Origin of the sequence: Tritonibacter mobilis F1926 (assembly GCF_000376545.2) — a bacterium.
GTDB classification, from domain to species: domain Bacteria; phylum Pseudomonadota; class Alphaproteobacteria; order Rhodobacterales; family Rhodobacteraceae; genus Epibacterium; species Epibacterium mobile.
Map to the genome: position 1 here is coordinate 2,547,691 of NZ_CP015230.1, position 17,600 is coordinate 2,565,290.

The window sequence follows — 17,600 nt, forward strand, 5'->3', positions numbered from 1 at the left end:
CCTACACCAACGCCTCTGCCACGATCCAAGCTCCCATCATCCCACCGGGCAAGCTCAGCAGCAGGAACACAATGTACCGGAGGATATTGAGCGCAGGCTCGGGAAATTTCGGGATATATATGCGGGTCAGATGAAAGAGCGCGGCAACCCCTGCCCCACCGGCTGCCGAGATATGCAATATCCCGCGGTAGCCATTGGACATCGCGTTCCCCGCCGGATCGCTGCCCGTGATCGGCGCCAGACCAAAGCTATAGGCAATGATCCCGGCCCCGACGATGAGGCTGGCGGCGAGGCCCAGTCTTGCCGCCGGGATCACCGACAGCACCACAAAGACAGGAACGCCCGCCACAAAGATAAAGATCACATCCATCGCTACCCCATCAATCCTGCATTCAAAATGTGTCGCGGATCAAATTGCCGACGCAATCCCGCGGAGATCGCCGCCAGTGGTGCGGCCTCCGGATGGTGGCGCGGCACCGATGTGCCAGCGCCAGATCGGATCAATGTTGCATGACCGGGCACCGTCATGCGCTGCCGCAAGTCCACGCCTTCGGGCATCAAGGCCCAGACCAGACCGCCGCCCCAATCACAGAGACATCTCGTTGCCCCCAATGTCGGGATCAGGTCCACCGCGTCCGTCGGTTTGACAGACACCCGCCAGATATCGCCCCCCAGCCCCGCAAAATCATGCAGATCACGAAGACCGCGCCACAGCTCACCCGAGCCAGACACCTCTGTCACCGCGCCATAGCGCCCAAGCTGCTCTCGCAATGCCTTGGCGCGATAGGCCACAGAAGCCTCAAACCCCTCAAGCCGCACATAGGCCCGTTGCGCATTCGGGTCATATGCGGCCCCGGTCACATCAAACGGCGAGCCCAGAGCCTCCGACAAACAGGCAATCCCGGCGGCAAGATCAATCTCTTCAACCGCCAGAGTGGCCTCGGTCTCAGAACGTGGCAGCACCTTGAGGGCGACCTCCGTCAACACACCAAGTGTGCCATGTGATCCCGCCATCAGCTTAACCAGATCATAGCCGGTGACATTTTTCATCACCCTGCCACCATTGCGCAGCACCTCTCCGCGCCCATCGACAAACCGCACGCCAAGCAGAAAGTCCCGCGCAGCACCCCCCTGAATGCGCCGCGGGCCGGAGGCATTGGTGGCAACAACGCCACCTATTGTCGGCTCCCCTCTAGTCCCCAGCGAGCTCCGAAAATCCACAGGCTCGAACGCCAGACGCTGGTTCTCCGTCGCCAGCAGCGCCTCAATCTCGGACACCGGCGTGCCCGCCTGTACCACCAGCGTCAGAGCCCCCGGCTCATAAAGGGTCACGCCCGACAGACCACCCGTCCTCAGCCGCTCACCAGGCACCTCAATACCCCGCGTCCCGCCGCCCTCGATGCAAAGAGGCCCATTTGCCCCAGCAATGATGTCGGCCAGTTCAGCCTCACTTTGCGGTGTCATCATTTCATCTTCTTCCAAATATCCTTGGGGGTCTGGGGGCAAAGTCCCCATGGCGTGTCACTCTGCGGCAAGACAAACGGTGCGGCGGCTCTCTGTGCTCGACAGAGGAAAAACCTTCGCCGGGTTGAGCAGCCACTTCGGATCAAACACATCCTTCACACGCAACTGCGCCTCGATGTCTGCAGCCTCATACTGGTGCAGCATCAGATCGCGTTTCTCGATCCCCACGCCGTGCTCTCCGGTCAGGCAGCCTCCTACTTCGACACACAGCTTCAGAATTTCAGCCCCAAAGGCCTCGCAGCATTCCAGATCGCCGGGTTTGTTGGCGTCAAACAGGATGAGCGGGTGCATATTACCATCCCCCGCATGAAAGACATTTGCGACTTTCAGGCCAAATTCTGCACTCATCTCCTCGATACGGCGCAGGACCTGCGGCAGGGCAGACACCGGGATGGTTCCGTCAAGACACATGTAGTCGTTGATTTGCCCCATGGCCCCAAAGGCCGATTTTCGCCCCAGCCAGATCCGCGCGGCCTCATCGGCATCGCCTGCTTCGCGCAGTTCCACCGGGTTATGTTTTTGTGCGATCTCTATGATCAGCCCCAACTGATGCGCGATTTCCGCCTCGGACCCCTCGACCTCGATGATGAGCAACGCCTCGCACATCGGATACCCCGCTTTGGCAAAGGCTTCGCAGGCCTCGATACAGGGGCGGTCCATGAACTCGATCGCGACAGGCAACACACCGGCCTTGATGATATCCGACACACAGGCCCCCGCCACCTCATTGCTGTCAAAGGCGATAAGCACAGGGCGCGCGCCTTCGGGTTTGCGCAGGATACGCAAGGTTGCCTCAGTCACCACGCCCAGCTGGCCCTCGCTGCCACAGATCACACCCAGCAGATCCAGCCCGGCTGCGTCCAGATGCGCGCCACCAATCTCGACCACAGTGCCATCCATCATCACCATCGTCACCCCAAGGAGGTTGTTGGTGGTCACACCGTATTTGAGGCAATGCGCCCCGCCAGAGTTCATGGCGATATTGCCCGCGATCGCACAGGCCAACTGCGAGGATGGGTCGGGCGCATAGAAGAAATCCTCTTCTTCCACCGCGCCAGAGACCGAAAGGTTTGTGCGTCCGGTCTGCACACGGATGATACGATTGGCGTAATCGGTTTCCAGAACCTCGTTCATTCGTGCCACGCCGAGGATCACACAATCGGCGGTTGGCAGTGCCCCACCGGCAAGAGACGTCCCTGCCCCCCGAGGTACCACCGGCACATTCATGTCATGACAGATCCGCAGCACGTCCGACACCTCTTGGGTCGAGCGCGGCAACACGGCCAGCATCGGCGGGCATTTGTAGGCCGTCAGCGCATCACACTCATAAGCGCGCGTCTCCGCCTCATCCGAGATCAGCGCATCATCGGGCAACACCTGCTGCAATCGTTTCAGCAACTCGGCCTTTCGGGCCAGGATGGCGGCATTGGGGGTGGGCATCTCCATGCGGGCTCTCCTCTTTGGTAAAATAATATTACCAATTCATCTCTACTGGCAAGGGCGAACTGACTGAGCTAGGGTCGGACCATGATCTGGATCGAGCGACTGTCACTGTTTTCTGCGTGGGATTTCATAAGCCTGGCCTGTTACATACTGGGCTGGCTATGGATCGGCTGGCGCATTGAGAACCCCAGTAAATCACGGCCCTCAGTCTCGCTTCTGATGGCGGATTTCCGGCGCGAATGGATGAAGGAGATGGTGACCCGGTCTCCACGCATCTTTGATTCGCAGGTGATTTCCTCATTGCGGCAGGCCACCGCCTTTTTTGCATCGGCCACCATGCTGGCGCTTGGGGCTGGGCTGGCGCTGATCGGCAACACAGAACAACTCGCCGGCGTGGCGCAGGATCTGGCGCTGGGGCAAACCCCGGATTTTGTCTGGGAGATCAAGATCCTGTTGGTCTTGGCCGCGCTCACCAACGCGTTTCTTGCCTTTGTCTGGTCGCACCGGCTGTTTGGTTACTGCTCGGTTCTGATGGCTGCGGTCCCGAATGAGCCCAGCGATCCCCGCGCCTATCCGCGGGCGCAACAGGCCGCCGAAATCAACATCACGGCGGCACGCAGTTTCAATCGCGGTCTGCGGGCCACCTATTTCTCGCTTGCCGGGCTGGCGTGGCTGGTGGGGGCCGAGGCGCTCATCCTCGCCACCGTGATCACCCTTGCGGTGCTTTATCGCCGCGAGTTCATCTCGCGGTCCCGCCGCATCCTGATGCAGTCAGAACCCAAAATTACCGCCCCCACCAAAATGTGACCGCACTCCCCTGGGGAATTAGCTAGCCTGAGCGCATGTTGAAACATGTCCTCATATCGCTGCAGTTCCTCGTCGCACCACAGATGGTCCTGGCGGCTGATCCCGTTGTTGAAAACGCGACCGCAGTGAAACGTGGCGACAGCTGGAGCTTTTCCGTCACGCTGTCCCACCCGGACACGGGCTGGGATCACTATGCCGACGGATGGCGGGTTCTGGATATGGAGGGCAATGAACTCGGTCTGCGCGTGTTGGCGCATCCGCATGTAAATGAACAACCCTTCACACGTTCGCTCGGTGGCGTTCAGGTGCCAGAAGGCGTCAAGAAAGTACAAATACAGGCGCGGTGCAGTGTCGACGGCTGGGCGCAGGACACCACGGTGATCGACCTGCCCTGAAGCCCGTCAGACCCGGTGATAAGGGCTACCGGACAGGATGGTCGCGGCCCGATAGATCTGTTCTGCAAGCATCAGGCGCACCATCATATGCGGCCAGACCATTTTCCCGAATGAGATCGAAAAATCCGCCTCGGCCCGCAGTGAGGGGTCGATCCCGTCTGCGCCACCGATAATCAGCGCCAGATCCTGCCGCCCCATGTCGCGCCACCCCGCAAGCCGATCCGCAAAATCCGGCGAAGAGATCACCTTGCCACGCTCATCCAGCGTGCAGATCAAGGCCCCCTTGGGCAGCGCCTTGCGCAACAGATCCGCCTCCGCGCCCATACCGGCGTTCTTCTTGTCTTCGACCTCGATCACCTTGGTCGGGCCAAGACCGAGTGCCCGCCCGCTGCGATCAAACCGCTGTAAGTAGTCATCGATCAATGTCTTTTCCGGCCCGGCGCGCAAACGCCCGATCGCGCAGATATGCACGCGCATGAGGGATTCCTGATGTCAAAAGAGAGCGCCCGGCGGTTGCATGCGTCATTTCTGAGAGCACGCTAGCCATGCCGGGAATGAACAAGACAACTTCGGGTCAGGCAACGCCCGACCCGCAACGGGTCTCGATTACAACCGTCTTAGCTGGCGACTGCGCCTGCGGGCAGCCACATCTTTTCGATCTGGTAGAACTCGCGCACTTCGGGACGGAAGATATGCACGATCACATCACCGGTATCGATCAGAACCCAGTCACCTGTGTCCTTACCTTCGACCTTACAGGAGACGCCGAATTCATGCTTCAGCTTCTCAGTGAGTTTCTCAGACATCGCCGCGACCTGACGGGTCGAACGGCCTGACGCCACGACCATATAGTCGCCGATGGAGGTCTTGCCGCGCAGGTCGATCCGCGTGACGTCCTCGGCCTTGTCTTCATCGAGAGAGGAAAGAATGCGCTCCAGCAGATCCTCGCTGGAGAATTGAGGTGCAGAAGCGGCCATCACGGCTGCTCCGGACGGGGCGGCAACTGCCGCCTGAGGTTGGGGTGCCAGGACATTGTCCTCCTTGCTGCGCGCCGACGGACCCCCGGCGCTGGGGTCGGATTAAATGTAGCAACTGAGCGGCCCCTTTTCAATCAAGCTTCAAGCACCGCCGCGCGACTGTGTCACCGTGCCATCAGCGCCCTCAGGAACTCTGCGATCATCCGCCATCTGAACCGCTAGTTTTTCGTTCAAAACACGCAGTTCCCGCTGTGGGAACGGAATTGAGATCCCCTCAGCCTTGAATGCATCCCAGAGTGCCAGAAAGACGTTACCGCGAATGTTGGTAAGGCCCCCTGTCGGATCGGTGATCCAGAACCGCAGGATGTAATCGACGCTGCTGTCGCCGAACCCGACGATATGGCACACGGGCTTCATGCCTTCGCGCTCCAGCACCCGGTCGACGGTCATAGTCGCCGCAATCGCCACCTTACGCACCAAGTGCGGGTCATCGTCATAGCTGGTGCCGAAGTGTATATCGAGCCGCACAAACCGGTTGGAATGCGACCAGTTCACCACCTGCGAGGTGATCAGGTCCTCGTTCGGGATCAGATATTCCTTGCCGTCCCGCGTCACCACAGACACATAGCGCGCGCCCAGAGCATTAATCCAGCCAAAGGTCTCGCCAAGGGAGATCACATCGCCCGGTTTAATGGATCGGTCCATCAAAATGATAATGCCAGACACAAGGTTCGAGACCACCTTTTGCAGGCCAAAACCGATCCCCACACCCACGGCACCAGACAGAACAGCCAGCCCGGTGAGATCAAAGCCGACCGACCGAATGACGATCACAAAGGCAACCCCATAGAGCAGAACCTGAACGGCCTTGCCCGCCAGCACTTTCATAGATGGGGAGAGATCCTCGTTCCCCTTCAGGCCACGTTCCGCAAGCCCGGAGCCCATCCGCGCCAGCGTCAGCATTGCCGTTGCCAGCACTACGGCCTTTAGCACGACCAGCAGCGAAAGATGCAGAGAACCGAAATTCAATGCGATGGAATCGAGGATCTGAGCGGCATCGTCCACCAGATTGAACACCGCCAGTGTCGCGTAGATCCACAAAAGCCGTGATGCGAGTTTTCGCAATGTCGGATTGGCGATGAACCGTGAGATAAGTGCGATCACCAGCCACGCTGCCGCGAGCTTTGCCACCGCTCCGATCAGGTAACTGCGGGACGGCCATGTGACCTCGCGCATGATCGCGTAAACGGCCCAAGAGAACACCGTGAAGTAGATCAACGACAACCGCCTGAGCACTTGCACCAGCAAACGCAGGCGCCATTTGGGCCAACCCTCACGCGATCTTGCCCATGCTTCCCAACGTCCATGCGTGACCTTGCGCATTACGATCGAGGCCAGCACCAACGCAATGACGATCAGCACCTGATACTGGCGCCAACCGGGGGTTAGCGCCATATCCCAATAGATTTGCGCCTGCGCGATCAAATATTGCAATGTGCCCTGCACCGCCTCGGGCAGAATGTCTTGCTCCATTCCGGTCCTCCTTCGCTCCAGCATGTCCCGCACGGCGGCCCTGAGGCAAGGGGAACTCCGGAACTTCAGTGCTCACAAGCCCGAGAACGAATCTTGATTGTCGGAAGGTGTGGATATATTCCACAAGGCATGACTCACGTATTGGCTCAGACTATTGCCCTTCAGGACCGCGCGCGACTGCGTGAGCGGTTCTTTGGTGCCGCCCGCACGGTTCTTGCGCGCCTATAAGCTGCGCCGCCAGACCAGTTACGCCAGCACATTTACCCACATACGGGAGAGGACCGATGTCCCCCAAAACACTCTACGACAAGATCTGGGACGCGCATGTCGCGCAAGAGGCCGAAGACGGCACCTGTCTGCTCTATATTGACCGCCATCTGGTTCACGAAGTGACCAGCCCGCAGGCGTTTGAAGGCCTGCGCATGTCCGGCCGCAAAGTGCATGCCCCGGACAAGACCATCGCGGTTCCGGATCACAACGTCCCCACGACCGCGGGGCGCGAAAACCCAGATCAGATGCCGGAAGACAGCCGTATTCAGGTTGCCGCACTGGACACCAACGCCCGCGAGTTCGGCGTACATTACTACCCGGTCACTGACATCCGTCAGGGCATCGTGCACATCGTCGGCCCTGAAAACGGCTGGACCCTGCCCGGCATGACCGTGGTGTGCGGCGACAGCCACACAGCGACCCACGGCGCGTTCGGCTCGCTTGCCCATGGTATCGGCACCTCTGAGGTGGAACACGTTCTGGCAACGCAGACGCTGATCCAGAAGAAATCCAAAAACATGAAGGTAGAGATCACCGGCAAGCTCTCGCCCGGTGTCACTGCAAAAGACGTGGTTCTTACGATCATTGGCGAAACCGGCACCGGTGGCGGCACTGGCTACGTCATTGAGTATTGCGGTGAAGCGATCCGCAATCTGTCGATGGAAGGTCGGATGACCATCTGTAACATGGCCATCGAGGGCGGCGCACGCGCAGGCCTGATCGCACCGGATGAGACCACCTTTGAGTACGTCAAAGGCCGCCCGCACGCCCCGAAAGGCGCGCAGTGGGAAGCAGCCGTGAACTGGTGGAAGACGCTCTACTCCGACGACGACGCCCATTGGGACAAGGTCGTCACGATCCGTGGTGAGGACATTGCCCCGACAGTCACATGGGGCACCAGCCCGGAGGACGCCCTGCCGATCACCGCAACCGTCCCCGCACCAGAGGACTTCACTGGTGGCAAGGTCGAAGCCGCGCGCCGTTCGCTGGATTACATGGGGCTGACACCGGGCATGAAGCTCTCGGACATTGAGATCGATACCGTCTTCATCGGCTCCTGCACCAATGGTCGGATCGAAGACCTCCGCGCCGCCGCTGAAATCGTCAAAGGCAAGAAGATCAAGGACGGCATGCGCGCCATGGTGGTTCCGGGTTCCGGCCTCGTGCGGGCTCAGGCCGAAGAAGAGGGCCTTGCTGATATCTTCAAGGATGCAGGCTTTGAATGGCGACTGGCGGGCTGCTCCATGTGTCTGGCGATGAACCCCGACCAGCTGAGCGAAGGCGAGCGCTGCGCCTCCACCTCCAACCGTAACTTTGAAGGCCGTCAGGGCTTTAAGGGGCGCACGCATCTGGTGTCGCCCGCCATGGCCGCCGCTGCTGCTGTCACCGGCAAACTGACCGACGTTCGCGAGCTCTGAAGGAAGAAACCCATGGATAAGTTCGAAACCTTCACCGGGATCGCGGCGCCGATGCCGCTGGTCAATATCGACACCGATATGATCATCCCAAAGCAGTTCCTGAAGACCATCAAACGCTCCGGCCTTGGCGTTCACGCCTTTGACGAGATGCGCTTTGATCGCGAAGGTAACGAAGTGCCTGACTTCGTGCTGAACAAGCCCGCCTATCGCGAAAGCTCCATTCTGGTGGCCGGCGACAATTTCGGCTGTGGCTCTTCGCGTGAGCATGCGCCTTGGGCGCTGGCGGATTTCGGCATCAAAGTGGTGGTCTCCACGTCCTTTGCCGACATCTTCTTCAACAACTGCTTTAAGAACGGCATGCTGCCGATTGTCCTGCCTCAGGAACAGGTCGACCTGCTGATGTCAGACGCGGAAAAGGGCGAAAATGCCCGCATGACCGTGGATCTTGAGGCGCAGGAGATCACAACCTCAGAGGGCGAGGTCATCAAGTTTGACGTTGACCCCTTCCGCAAGCACTGCCTGCTTAATGGTCTCGACGATATTGGCCTGACGCTTGAGAAAGCGGATGCGATCAAGTCCTACGAGGAGCGCGTCGCACAGGAACGTCCCTGGGTCTGATCCGAAGTGATCTGAAGAATACAAAAAGGCCGCCCTGATCGGGGCGGCCTTTTTTGACAAGTCATACACCAGCGAACGCTAGGTCACAAAAAAGCGCGGCACACCAGTCGATGTACCGCGCCAGATATACGCCGATCAGAAACACTTAGCGGCTAAGGCCGCCATGCAGTGTCGGCACGTCCAGGCAGCTGAACCCGTAATGACGCAGCCAGCGCAGGTCACTTTCAAAGAAGGCGCGCAGGTCTGGGATGCCGTATTTCAGCATCGCCAGCCGGTCGATCCCGATGCCAAAGGCAAAGCCCTGATACTTTTCGGGGTCGATCCCGCCCGCAGCGATCACCTTCGGGTGCACCATGCCGGAGCCGAGGATCTCCATCCAGTCGTCACCTTCACCGATTTTCAGCTGGCCATTGTCCCAACTACAGCGGATGTCGACCTCTGCGGATGGCTCGGTGAACGGGAAGTGCGAGGCGCGGAAACGCAGTTCAACCTCGTCCACCTCAAAGAAGCTCTTCACGAACTCCTCAAGCACCCATTTGAGGTTCGCCATGGAGATGTTTTCATCCAGCGCCAGCCCTTCGACCTGATGGAACATCGGTGTGTGAGTCTGGTCGTAATCGGCGCGATAAACACCGCCGGGGCAGATGATGCGCAGCGGCGCGCCTAGCTTCTCCATGGAGCGGATCTGCACGGGGCTGGTATGCGTGCGCAGCACATGCGGCGGGCGATTGTCGCCCTCAGCACGGTGCATGTAAAACGTATCCATCTCGGCGCGGGCCGGGTGATGGCCGGGGATATTCAGCGCGTCAAAGTTATACCAATCGGTGTCAACACGGGGGCCTTCCTGCACCGAGAAACCCATCTCGGCAAAAATCGCGGTCAGCTCTTCTGAGGCCTGCGAAATGGGGTGGATCGACCCTTGACGGCGCGGACGTGTTGGCAAGGTCACATCAAGCCACTCGGAGCGCAGACGCTCATCCAGCGCTGCATCGCCCAAGGCTGCCTTCTTGGCGGCCAGTGCTGAGTTGATTTCATCCTTCAACGCATTGAGCGCGGGGCCGGCAACCTGGCGTTCTTCGGGCGTCATTTTGCCCAGCTCGCGCATTTTCAGGGCCACTTCGCCCTTCTTGCCTACAGCAGCGAGGCGCACAGCCTCCAGCGCGTTTTCATCCGTGGCTTCGGCGATCTGGCCGAGGTATTTTGCTTTAAGATCGTCCATGACGGCCCCTCAAGTCTCGCTTTGTTGTCCTGCTACCACACGAGGCGTCGAAAGCAAGCACCCGAGGGTCATGAGCCGCCACATAGACGGATGTTGTCGCCCTCCATCCACGCCCGTGCTCTTACGGTGCGGCTAATGCCAACACCTGCCACCAGGAATGCGCAAACCCCTTGCATGCGCAGGCGCAAAAGCCCACTTTGATCTCATACTTACTTGGGCGCTTTTCATGCATGATCGCATCACACGCAAGTTGACTACGATCCTCGCAGCCGATGCTGAGCAGTTCAGCACGGCCATGACGACGGATGAGGTCGGCACCTATGCCGAGCTGCAGTCGGCCCGTGATGTTTTTTTTAAACTGATCGAGCGGCACGGTGGCCGGGTGGCAAATACCGCGGGTGACGGGCTGATCGCAGATTTCCCTTCCGTCGTGGAGGCGGTGCAATGCGCCATTGAGGTGCAGCAGGAGCTTGCCGCCAAGGACAGTGCCCTTTCCTTTCGCATCGGCGTCAATCTGGGTGATGTGATCTGCGATGGTGACGATCTGATCGGCGAGGGTGTAAACCTCGCCGCCCGCCTGCAAACCATGGCAGAGCCCGGCGGCGTTTTGATTTCGCAGCAGGTCTATGACCATGTGAAAAACAAGCTCACCATCGGGTTTGAATATCTGGGCGACCGCCGCCCTCGCAACCTGACCGAGGATATCGCGGTCTATCGCATCTCGCTTGGTGCACCACGCCCCAGCCGCACCAATCATGCGGGCCGCAGTGCGCAGGTGTGGGAAGATCCCGACCCTTTCTCCGGCGCGCCGAAACGGGATTATGCGCTCCCGGATACGCCCGAAGACACAGATGATCGCCCCCTTAAGGGTTTAGACCGGCTGTTTGGGCGGCGCCTTCCCCTAAGTGATGGCAGCAAGAAACTCGCCGTCGTTGCGGCGGGATTGTTTCTGTTAGATATTATATCGGGGCGCGGTATTTGGGCTCATTGGCCGATGCTGGCGCTTGCGATGGTGATCGGCCTTCGGGATGGCCACCGCATTCTGGGTCGATCCGAATTCCTTGGCATCCCGGTGAAACTCTGCGTGATCGCGGGTTTCCTGTTTCTGGTGAACCTGTTCAGCTGGCAAGGCGTGCTCTGGTCGCTCTGGCCGATTGGCGGCATCGCCGTATTTTCCCTTTTCAAACGACGCCGCTCGCAGGCTGAATAGACCTGCGGTCAACCAACCTGCCACTCAGCTCCATTTCACCGGCCGGCTGCAGGATCATTCGTGCGTCGTGGTATAAAAAAAACCCGCCGGATCGCTCCGACGGGTCCAATTTGTTCGGCTACCCTGAATTCAGGCGGCCAGCGCATCCTGTGCCTGACGCACGATTGCACCGAAAGCTTCGGGCTCGTGTACGGCGAGGTCTGCGAGAACCTTACGGTCCACTTCGATACCGGCCAGGTTCAGGCCGTTGATGAAGCGGGAGTAAGTCAGCGCTTCGTCGTGGCTACGGACAGCAGCGTTGATACGCTGAATCCACAGCGCGCGGAAATTGCGCTTGCGGTTCTTACGGTCACGAGTTGCATATTGGTTGGCCTTATCGACGGCCTGACGGGCAACTTTGAAGGTGCTCTTGCGACGGCCGTAGTAACCTTTGGCTGCCTTGATGACCTTCTTGTGACGGGCGTGAGTGACGGTACCACCTTTAACGCGGGACATATCTCAGATCTCCTCTTAGCGGTCGTAGGGCATGTAGCCCTTGACGATCTTTGCGTCCGGTGCGGACAGAGTGGAGGTTCCACGCGCGTCGCGAATGAACTTGTTGCTGCGCTTGATCATGCCGTGCTGCTTGCCGGCCTGCGCAGCCATGACCTTGCCGGTCGCGGTCACTTTAAAGCGCTTCTTGGCGCTCGATTTTGTCTTCATCTTGGGCATTTCCGTCTCCTTATTCGTAGGTTCGCTACACACGCGACTCGGCATGCCACATTGGCCGGTCGCGCGAACAGGGGTGCCCTTTACGTCAGCTAGTTACAAAGGGCAAGAGATTTTGGTCAGAGAAAGCGCCCCAGAACCCGGAAAAATACATCCGGCACCTCAACGAGGCTATACCCTCCGGGGTTGGTGAGCACTGCCCATGCAATGCAGCCCCCCCCGATCACGAGCAGTGCCGCAGCCATTATAGGGCTGCGGCGGTGGGCATAGGCCGAAAAGAACGCCGGTACACCAAGCCAAGCCAATACCAGCCCAGCCACCAGCAACAGGTCCGTATCCATATTTGCCTTACCCCTTAAATACACAGGGGAAAGCGTATTATTCCGGATCGGTGTTGTAAATCAGGCGTTCATCACAAGGCGCAATTCGCAAAATATTGGTGGTTCCGGGCACATTAAATGGCACACCCGCAGTCACCACAACCTGATCCGTTTCAGAAGCAAAACCGCCCGAACGCGCAGCACGCGCCGCCGAGACCACGGCCCCCTTGAAACGGTCCACCTTGAGGGTGATCACGCAATTGCAGCCCCAGCTGAGGCAGAGACGGCGCGCGGTTTTCTCCAGCGGTGTCAGTGCCAGAATCGGCACATAGGGGCGTTCGCGCGCGGTCAGCAGCGCAGTGGTGCCCGATTGAGTAAAACAACAGATCGCCTTAATCTCTGTTTTCTCAGCAATTTCGCGTGCAGCGGCCACAATCCCGTCTGCAATCGTGTCCCCCTTAGAGGACCGGGACGCCGCGATGATGTCACGATATGTCGGGTCCTGCTCCACTTCGGTCGCGACCTTATCCATGGTCTGGACCGCCTCGATCGGATACTGACCGGCCGCAGATTCTGCGCTGAGCATGATGGCGTCTGTGCCTTCATAGATTGCAGTGGCCACGTCTGAAACTTCGGCGCGGGTCGGCATCGGGCTCTCGATCATGCTTTCCAGCATCTGAGTCGCCACAATGACGGGCTTCGCCGCAGCCCGGCTCTTGCGCACCAGACGTTTCTGAATTGGCGGCACATGCGATACTGGCAATTCCACCCCAAGGTCACCACGTGCCACCATGATCCCGTCAGAGGCATCTAGGATTTCGGCAAAATTGTCGACCGCAGCGGGTTTCTCGATTTTAGACAGGATCGCGGCACGCCCATCAGCCAGCGCGCGTGCTTCAAAGACATCCTTGGCGCGCTGCACAAAAGACAGCGCCAGCCAGTCGACACCCAGTTCACACACAAATTCCAGATCGGCACGGTCTTTTTCGGAAAGCGCCGCCAGAGGCAGGATCACGTCAGGAACATTCACCCCTTTGCGATTGGAGATGGCGCCACCGGTGGTCACCACGCAATTGGCGAAATCCTCACCACAATCTTCGACCTTCAGGCGGATTTTGCCGTCATTGACCAGTAGCGACGCCCCCGGCTCCAACGCTTGAAAAATCTCGGGGTGTGGCAGGCACACACGATCAAGATTTCCCTCGGCCGGATCAAGATCGAGGCGGAATTTCGCACCCTCCTCCAATTCTTCGGACCCATTGGCAAAGACACCAACCCGCAGTTTCGGCCCTTGCAAGTCAGCAAGGATGGCGATGGTGGAATCCAGATCGGCTTCAACCTGACGGATGATCTTGTGCTTCGAGGCGATTTCTTCGTGGCTGCCGTGCGACATGTTGAGGCGAAATACATCCGCCCCCGCTTCATGCAGCGCGCGAATGGTCTCGTAGGTCTCGGACGCAGGACCGAGCGTGGCCACGATTTTGACATTGCGCGTGCGTTTCATGGGATCTCCATCCTTCGACAGCCGCCTTTAAATACGGCAATTCTTAAATTTGAATTTGCGTGGACTTGGACGACATCAGTTCGTGACCGCACCTTCCGTTAACGCAAACATTCTTGCTGGTCTTATGGCTCAATTCGCCCTGCGTCGCAACTCTTCTTGGATTTGGCTACCAGTTGATGACAACGCGATGACGCGCATATGACATACCCATTCTATTTGATCGCCAACGCAGCAAGCAACCGCGTTTCCGGGTGAAGTCTACGACTGCGCCTGATGACCTCAGCAGAAATTGATCCCGCACCGGCAGCGATCCTGCTACACTGAAACGCAGACATGCCGCGCACAGGCCCAATCGTGGGAACCTCCCACCGGGACCGACCGAGAGCCGCCGCGTCATGTCCGCGCCTTCTTGGCCCGGTCCCGGCTTAGATCCTGCCTGTCCACGCGGCACGCCCCAGCGCGCCACAGGAGGAGCCAAGCCATGTCAGACACCGCCCCCAAAACCATCGGCAACCCAGCCAGTTGGGTTCTGCAATCGATGCAATCCGCCAGTCATGGCACCGCCGATGCAATCGACGAGATCCGCGGCGCATCGCACAGTCGCCCACGTGTTCGAAGCCTCGACATGGCGGACCTTACGCATGCCCTTCGGGCAGGTTGGGACGATTTCAAAGCCGCGCGCTCTGACGCAATGTTTCTGGTGTTCATCTACCCGCTGATCGGCATTGCGCTGGTCGTCAGCGGGTTTCACCTCGAGGTGTTGCCGCTTCTGGTTCCAATGGTGATGGGCTTTGCACTCGTTGGCCCCGCCGCCGCCATTGGCCTCTATGAGATGTCGCGCCGCCGCGAAGCAGGCCAACCCATGGGCTGGGCGTCAGCCTTCGCGGTGATACGATCCCCCGCTTTTGCGTCGGTCCTGATGCTCGCCTTCTATCTCGCGGCACTCTTCGTGATCTGGATCATGGTTGCCGAAGCAATTTATGGTGCCACGCTCGGACCAGAGAGCCCTGCTACGCTGAGTGCCTTCGTGCGCGATGTGTTCTACACTTCATCGGGTTGGACTATGATTATTGTTGGCACACTGGTTGGGGCTGCCTTTGCATATGCGGCGCTCGCCATCAGCATCGTATCCTTCCCACTCCTGCTCGACCGCCATGTCGGACTTCCGATTGCCGTGGCGACCTCGCTTGAGGTGATGCGCAAAAATCGTGTGGTTTGCCTTGCGTGGGGTGCCTTAGTGGGCCTGATGTTGGTGATCGGCTCAGTGCCTCTGTTTGCGGGCCTGATCTTCGTGGTGCCGCTGCTTGGACATGCAACCTGGCATCTTTATCGCCGCGCGGTGATGTGAGCGCCGCGCAATGACCTGCGGCGCTCGGATTGGGTCGGGACTGAATGACTGGCTTTAGCTGTCGCCAGCCACCTCAAGCACGATTTTCCCGATGTGGGTAGACCCCTCCATCCGGGCGTGCGCAATGGCCGCCTCCGCCAGCGGGAAGGTCGAATCCATCACCGGGCGCAGTTTGCCCGCAGCAATCAATGGCCACACTGCCTCAAGCAGATCACGCGCAATGCGGGCCTTGGCCAAATCGCTTTGCGGGCGTAGCGTCGAACCGGTTACCGTCAATCGCCGCGCCATGATCTGGGCAAAGTTGAACTCTGCCTTCGGCCCTTGCAGAAAGGCGATGTGAACCAGTCGCCCGTCGTCGGCCAGCGCTTTGATATTGCGGGGGATGTAATCGCCGCCCACCATATCGAGGATGAGGTTCGCGCCTCCATCGGCTTTCACGATCTCGACAAAATCTTCATCACGATAGTTGATCGCCACATCGGCGCCCAACCCAACGCAAGCTGCACATTTATCATCCGACCCCGCGGTGGCATAGACCCGCGCGCCAAGGGCCGATGCCAGCTGAATTGCCGTGGTTCCAATGCCCGATGATCCGCCATGCACCAAAAAGCGCTCGCCCGCAGCAAGCCTCCCACGCGTCACCACATTGGACCAGACAGTAAAACAGGTCTCTGGCAGACAGGCCGCTTCTTTCAGGCTCACACCTTCTGGGAGCGGCAGACAATGCGCAGCCGGAGTGGCCACATATTCTGCATATCCACCGCCGGGCAGAAGCGCGCACACTTGATCTCCAATGGACCAGCCCGCGACGCCTGCACCGATGGCGACGATCTCGCCAGATGCCTCAAGCCCCGGCAGGTCGCTTGCGCCTTTGGGCGGCGCGTAAGCCCCGGCACGTTGCAGCGCATCGGGGCGATTGACACCTGCATAGGCAACACGGATCACCACCTGCCCATGCGCGGCTTCAGGGACTGGCCGCTCCACCACGTTCAAAACACTTGGAGCGCCAGACTCTGAGATCTCGACGGCACGCATGGTTTGCGGAAGTTCTAAAGTCATCGCTGCGGTCCTCTCCCCTGCATCTCCGTTCGAGAGGTATCACCCGCGACGCCTCTGGCCAAGCCATGCCACATTGGCAACGCCCCGCGAATGGATGGGTCGCAGGATGTCTCAACCGTTGACGCGGGGCTACTGCCAGCGACCGGGCAGATCATCACGCGGCTTGGGGGCTCGAACATGGCTCAACAGCCAATTTGGTCCTGCCAGCAGCGGCTTCAGCAATGGGTTCTTATTTACGCTGGCCTTCAGGCTCTCAAACTGCATGACATTGTCGATGCGACGATCCAGAAAATCCCAAGTCGCTTGGTGCTCGGGACTGTCATCGCCAAGCCAGAATAGCACAGTAGAGGAATAGACCCCCGAAAGCGTTGCTCGTTTGGTGTACCAGTTTGCATCCTCTGACGTATCACCAAGCGCATTCCAGATCGCATCCGCCGTTCCCCAGATCAGTTTGGTGCCCTCAGCGGCGTTTTGCGGCAGCGCAAAGACTGTCGCGCCGCGACGCACTGCTTCTTTGTCGCCAACCGCTTCCAGACGATACCGCACCGCAGCCGCAACCCGGTCTCGAAACCGCAAACTCGACAGATCCGCATCCTTCAGCCGTTCCAGCATCAGCGCATCACCGCGTTTGTGATAGGCAACCGCCAGATCCAGCGCACCACGCGGAAATAGCGCCTCGGCAAGGGTCGGATCGACCTCCGAATCAGCAACAGCCGCATCCCAGGTCGCCCTAGTCCAGCCGTCGAATGCCACATGCATCAGCGCCGCATCCAGCAGCTTTGCCTGCAAATCCGCGCCCTGATCGGTGGAATTTCCTTGGTTTTCTGCCATGATGCCCGTGCTCCTTTGTGTCGGCGGCCCCAGTACTAGACAATTTAGGACTGTCTTGCTATACGGCCACTTCCTGCAAATCCTTGCAACTCAACTTAGAAAGGTGGTGAAAACCACATGCAGGTTAGTGTTCGCGACAACAACGTCGATCAGGCGCTCCGCGCCCTGAAGAAGAAGCTGCAGCGCGAAGGCGTCTTCCGCGAAATGAAGCTCAAGCAACATTTCGAGAAGCCCTCCGAGAAAAAAGCGCGCGAGAAAGCTGAAGCTATCCGCCGTGCCCGCAAGCTGGCACGCAAAAAAGCACAGCGCGAAGGTCTCCTCTAAGACCCCTTGCCCGTCTCCAGTCGCTTCTGGATACTGTTTAAGAATAAAACCCCCGCAGCCCATGGCCGTGGGGGTTTCATTTTGTGCGATAC

The 17,600-nt window shown here is 59.2% G+C and carries 20 protein-coding genes; 7 read left to right on the top strand and 13 right to left on the bottom strand.

Annotated features, from left to right (window positions below):
• Position 1 precedes the first annotated feature (1 nt).
• The 3 genes from K529_RS11980 to K529_RS11990 are packed head-to-tail and all read right to left on the bottom strand — an operon-like array spanning position 2 to position 2,970.
• Positions 2-370, bottom strand: coding sequence for a hypothetical protein (locus K529_RS11980; RefSeq protein WP_046002112.1), 369 nt, complete (start codon positions 368-370; stop codon positions 2-4).
• A 2-nt stretch (positions 371-372) separates the two neighbouring features.
• Positions 373-1,464 carry an FAD-binding protein gene (locus tag K529_RS11985; protein ID WP_198528096.1) on the bottom strand — a complete coding sequence of 364 codons (1,092 nt, stop codon included), beginning with the start codon at positions 1,462-1,464 and terminating at the stop codon, positions 373-375.
• 57 nt (positions 1,465-1,521) lie between these two features.
• On the bottom strand, positions 1,522-2,970 hold the full coding sequence (locus K529_RS11990) for an FAD-linked oxidase C-terminal domain-containing protein (protein ID WP_005614248.1): 1,449 nt from the start codon (positions 2,968-2,970) through the stop codon (positions 1,522-1,524).
• Between the two features lie 81 nt (positions 2,971-3,051).
• Between K529_RS11990 and K529_RS11995 the strand changes: the two genes are divergently transcribed.
• Both K529_RS11995 and K529_RS12000 read left to right on the top strand, forming a co-directional pair.
• Positions 3,052-3,774, top strand: a complete 723-nt coding sequence (locus K529_RS11995) for a DUF599 domain-containing protein (protein WP_005614249.1) — start codon at positions 3,052-3,054, stop codon at positions 3,772-3,774.
• 35 nt (positions 3,775-3,809) lie between these two features.
• Positions 3,810-4,169 (top strand): hypothetical protein, encoded by a 360-nt coding sequence (locus tag K529_RS12000; protein WP_005614250.1) that lies wholly within the window; start codon positions 3,810-3,812, stop codon positions 4,167-4,169.
• Positions 4,170-4,175: 6 nt separating this feature from the next.
• On the opposite strand, the gene rlmH is transcribed toward K529_RS12000, so the two are convergent.
• From rlmH to K529_RS12015, 3 genes are all read right to left on the bottom strand, one after another.
• Positions 4,176-4,646 (bottom strand): 23S rRNA (pseudouridine(1915)-N(3))-methyltransferase RlmH, encoded by a 471-nt coding sequence (gene rlmH / locus K529_RS12005; protein WP_005614251.1) that lies wholly within the window; start codon positions 4,644-4,646, stop codon positions 4,176-4,178.
• Between the two features lie 140 nt (positions 4,647-4,786).
• A complete protein-coding gene (rsfS, locus tag K529_RS12010; protein WP_005614252.1) occupies positions 4,787-5,146 on the bottom strand; it encodes a ribosome silencing factor in 360 nt (119 codons plus the stop codon).
• Between the two features lie 141 nt (positions 5,147-5,287).
• The gene (locus K529_RS12015) at positions 5,288-6,679 is read right to left on the bottom strand and encodes a mechanosensitive ion channel family protein (RefSeq protein WP_005614253.1); all 1,392 of its coding nucleotides are present in this window, start codon (positions 6,677-6,679) and stop codon (positions 5,288-5,290) included.
• A gap of 284 nt (positions 6,680-6,963) precedes the next feature.
• Between K529_RS12015 and leuC the strand changes: the two genes are divergently transcribed.
• On the top strand, positions 6,964-8,367 hold the full coding sequence (gene leuC / locus K529_RS12020) for a 3-isopropylmalate dehydratase large subunit (RefSeq protein WP_005614254.1): 1,404 nt from the start codon (positions 6,964-6,966) through the stop codon (positions 8,365-8,367).
• A 12-nt stretch (positions 8,368-8,379) separates the two neighbouring features.
• Positions 8,380-8,985, top strand: a complete 606-nt coding sequence (gene leuD, locus K529_RS12025) for a 3-isopropylmalate dehydratase small subunit (RefSeq protein ID WP_005614257.1) — start codon at positions 8,380-8,382, stop codon at positions 8,983-8,985.
• A gap of 145 nt (positions 8,986-9,130) precedes the next feature.
• Here the strand turns inward: leuD and pheS are convergent, their stop codons facing one another.
• Complete coding sequence (gene pheS / locus K529_RS12030) at positions 9,131-10,204, bottom strand: phenylalanine--tRNA ligase subunit alpha (RefSeq protein ID WP_005614259.1); 1,074 nt, start codon at positions 10,202-10,204, stop codon at positions 9,131-9,133.
• Positions 10,205-10,430: 226 nt separating this feature from the next.
• Here pheS and K529_RS12035 point away from each other — a divergent pair, with 226 nt between their 5' ends.
• Positions 10,431-11,414, top strand: a complete 984-nt coding sequence (locus K529_RS12035; RefSeq protein WP_040641696.1) for an adenylate/guanylate cyclase domain-containing protein — start codon at positions 10,431-10,433, stop codon at positions 11,412-11,414.
• 129 nt (positions 11,415-11,543) lie between these two features.
• Here K529_RS12035 and rplT read toward each other — a convergent pair whose 3' ends face one another.
• From rplT to pyk, 4 genes are all read right to left on the bottom strand, one after another.
• A complete protein-coding gene (gene rplT / locus K529_RS12040; protein ID WP_005614262.1) occupies positions 11,544-11,909 on the bottom strand; it encodes a 50S ribosomal protein L20 in 366 nt (121 codons plus the stop codon).
• Positions 11,910-11,924: 15 nt separating this feature from the next.
• Positions 11,925-12,125 (bottom strand): 50S ribosomal protein L35, encoded by a 201-nt coding sequence (gene rpmI, locus K529_RS12045; RefSeq protein WP_005614263.1) that lies wholly within the window; start codon positions 12,123-12,125, stop codon positions 11,925-11,927.
• A 116-nt stretch (positions 12,126-12,241) separates the two neighbouring features.
• Positions 12,242-12,463: a hypothetical protein gene (locus K529_RS12050; protein ID WP_005614264.1), complete on the bottom strand. Its 222-nt coding sequence runs from the start codon at positions 12,461-12,463 to the stop codon at positions 12,242-12,244.
• 37 nt (positions 12,464-12,500) lie between these two features.
• A complete protein-coding gene (gene pyk, locus K529_RS12055) occupies positions 12,501-13,946 on the bottom strand; it encodes a pyruvate kinase (RefSeq protein ID WP_005614266.1) in 1,446 nt (481 codons plus the stop codon).
• A gap of 481 nt (positions 13,947-14,427) precedes the next feature.
• On the opposite strand from pyk, the gene K529_RS12060 reads away from it, so the two are divergent.
• Positions 14,428-15,294 carry a DUF2189 domain-containing protein gene (locus K529_RS12060; RefSeq protein WP_005614267.1) on the top strand — a complete coding sequence of 289 codons (867 nt, stop codon included), beginning with the start codon at positions 14,428-14,430 and terminating at the stop codon, positions 15,292-15,294.
• Between the two features lie 54 nt (positions 15,295-15,348).
• Here the strand turns inward: K529_RS12060 and K529_RS12065 are convergent, their stop codons facing one another.
• Together K529_RS12065 and K529_RS12070 are read right to left on the bottom strand one after the other, a co-directional pair.
• A complete protein-coding gene (locus K529_RS12065) occupies positions 15,349-16,353 on the bottom strand; it encodes an NAD(P)H-quinone oxidoreductase (protein WP_005614269.1) in 1,005 nt (334 codons plus the stop codon).
• A gap of 129 nt (positions 16,354-16,482) precedes the next feature.
• Positions 16,483-17,184, bottom strand: a complete 702-nt coding sequence (locus K529_RS12070) for a COQ9 family protein (RefSeq protein WP_005614271.1) — start codon at positions 17,182-17,184, stop codon at positions 16,483-16,485.
• A 117-nt stretch (positions 17,185-17,301) separates the two neighbouring features.
• Between K529_RS12070 and rpsU the strand changes: the two genes are divergently transcribed.
• Positions 17,302-17,508: a 30S ribosomal protein S21 gene (gene rpsU, locus K529_RS12075; protein WP_005614280.1), complete on the top strand. Its 207-nt coding sequence runs from the start codon at positions 17,302-17,304 to the stop codon at positions 17,506-17,508.
• Positions 17,509-17,600 lie beyond the last annotated feature (92 nt).

Coding starts and splice junctions, on each gene's coding strand:
- K529_RS11980 (WP_046002112.1), bottom strand. CDS start 370: ATGGATGTGATCTTTATCTTTGTGGCGGGCGTTCCTGTCTTTGTGGTG.
- K529_RS11985 (WP_198528096.1), bottom strand. CDS start 1,464: ATGACACCGCAAAGTGAGGCTGAACTGGCCGACATCATTGCTGGGGCA.
- K529_RS11990 (WP_005614248.1), bottom strand. CDS start 2,970: ATGGAGATGCCCACCCCCAATGCCGCCATCCTGGCCCGAAAGGCCGAG.
- K529_RS11995 (WP_005614249.1), top strand. CDS start 3,052: ATGATCTGGATCGAGCGACTGTCACTGTTTTCTGCGTGGGATTTCATA.
- K529_RS12000 (WP_005614250.1), top strand. CDS start 3,810: ATGTTGAAACATGTCCTCATATCGCTGCAGTTCCTCGTCGCACCACAG.
- rlmH (WP_005614251.1), bottom strand. CDS start 4,646: ATGCGCGTGCATATCTGCGCGATCGGGCGTTTGCGCGCCGGGCCGGAA.
- rsfS (WP_005614252.1), bottom strand. CDS start 5,146: ATGGCCGCTTCTGCACCTCAATTCTCCAGCGAGGATCTGCTGGAGCGC.
- K529_RS12015 (WP_005614253.1), bottom strand. CDS start 6,679: ATGGAGCAAGACATTCTGCCCGAGGCGGTGCAGGGCACATTGCAATAT.
- leuC (WP_005614254.1), top strand. CDS start 6,964: ATGTCCCCCAAAACACTCTACGACAAGATCTGGGACGCGCATGTCGCG.
- leuD (WP_005614257.1), top strand. CDS start 8,380: ATGGATAAGTTCGAAACCTTCACCGGGATCGCGGCGCCGATGCCGCTG.
- pheS (WP_005614259.1), bottom strand. CDS start 10,204: ATGGACGATCTTAAAGCAAAATACCTCGGCCAGATCGCCGAAGCCACG.
- K529_RS12035 (WP_040641696.1), top strand. CDS start 10,431: ATGCATGATCGCATCACACGCAAGTTGACTACGATCCTCGCAGCCGAT.
- rplT (WP_005614262.1), bottom strand. CDS start 11,909: ATGTCCCGCGTTAAAGGTGGTACCGTCACTCACGCCCGTCACAAGAAG.
- rpmI (WP_005614263.1), bottom strand. CDS start 12,125: ATGCCCAAGATGAAGACAAAATCGAGCGCCAAGAAGCGCTTTAAAGTG.
- K529_RS12050 (WP_005614264.1), bottom strand. CDS start 12,463: ATGGATACGGACCTGTTGCTGGTGGCTGGGCTGGTATTGGCTTGGCTT.
- pyk (WP_005614266.1), bottom strand. CDS start 13,946: ATGAAACGCACGCGCAATGTCAAAATCGTGGCCACGCTCGGTCCTGCG.
- K529_RS12060 (WP_005614267.1), top strand. CDS start 14,428: ATGTCAGACACCGCCCCCAAAACCATCGGCAACCCAGCCAGTTGGGTT.
- K529_RS12065 (WP_005614269.1), bottom strand. CDS start 16,353: ATGACTTTAGAACTTCCGCAAACCATGCGTGCCGTCGAGATCTCAGAG.
- K529_RS12070 (WP_005614271.1), bottom strand. CDS start 17,184: ATGGCAGAAAACCAAGGAAATTCCACCGATCAGGGCGCGGATTTGCAG.
- rpsU (WP_005614280.1), top strand. CDS start 17,302: ATGCAGGTTAGTGTTCGCGACAACAACGTCGATCAGGCGCTCCGCGCC.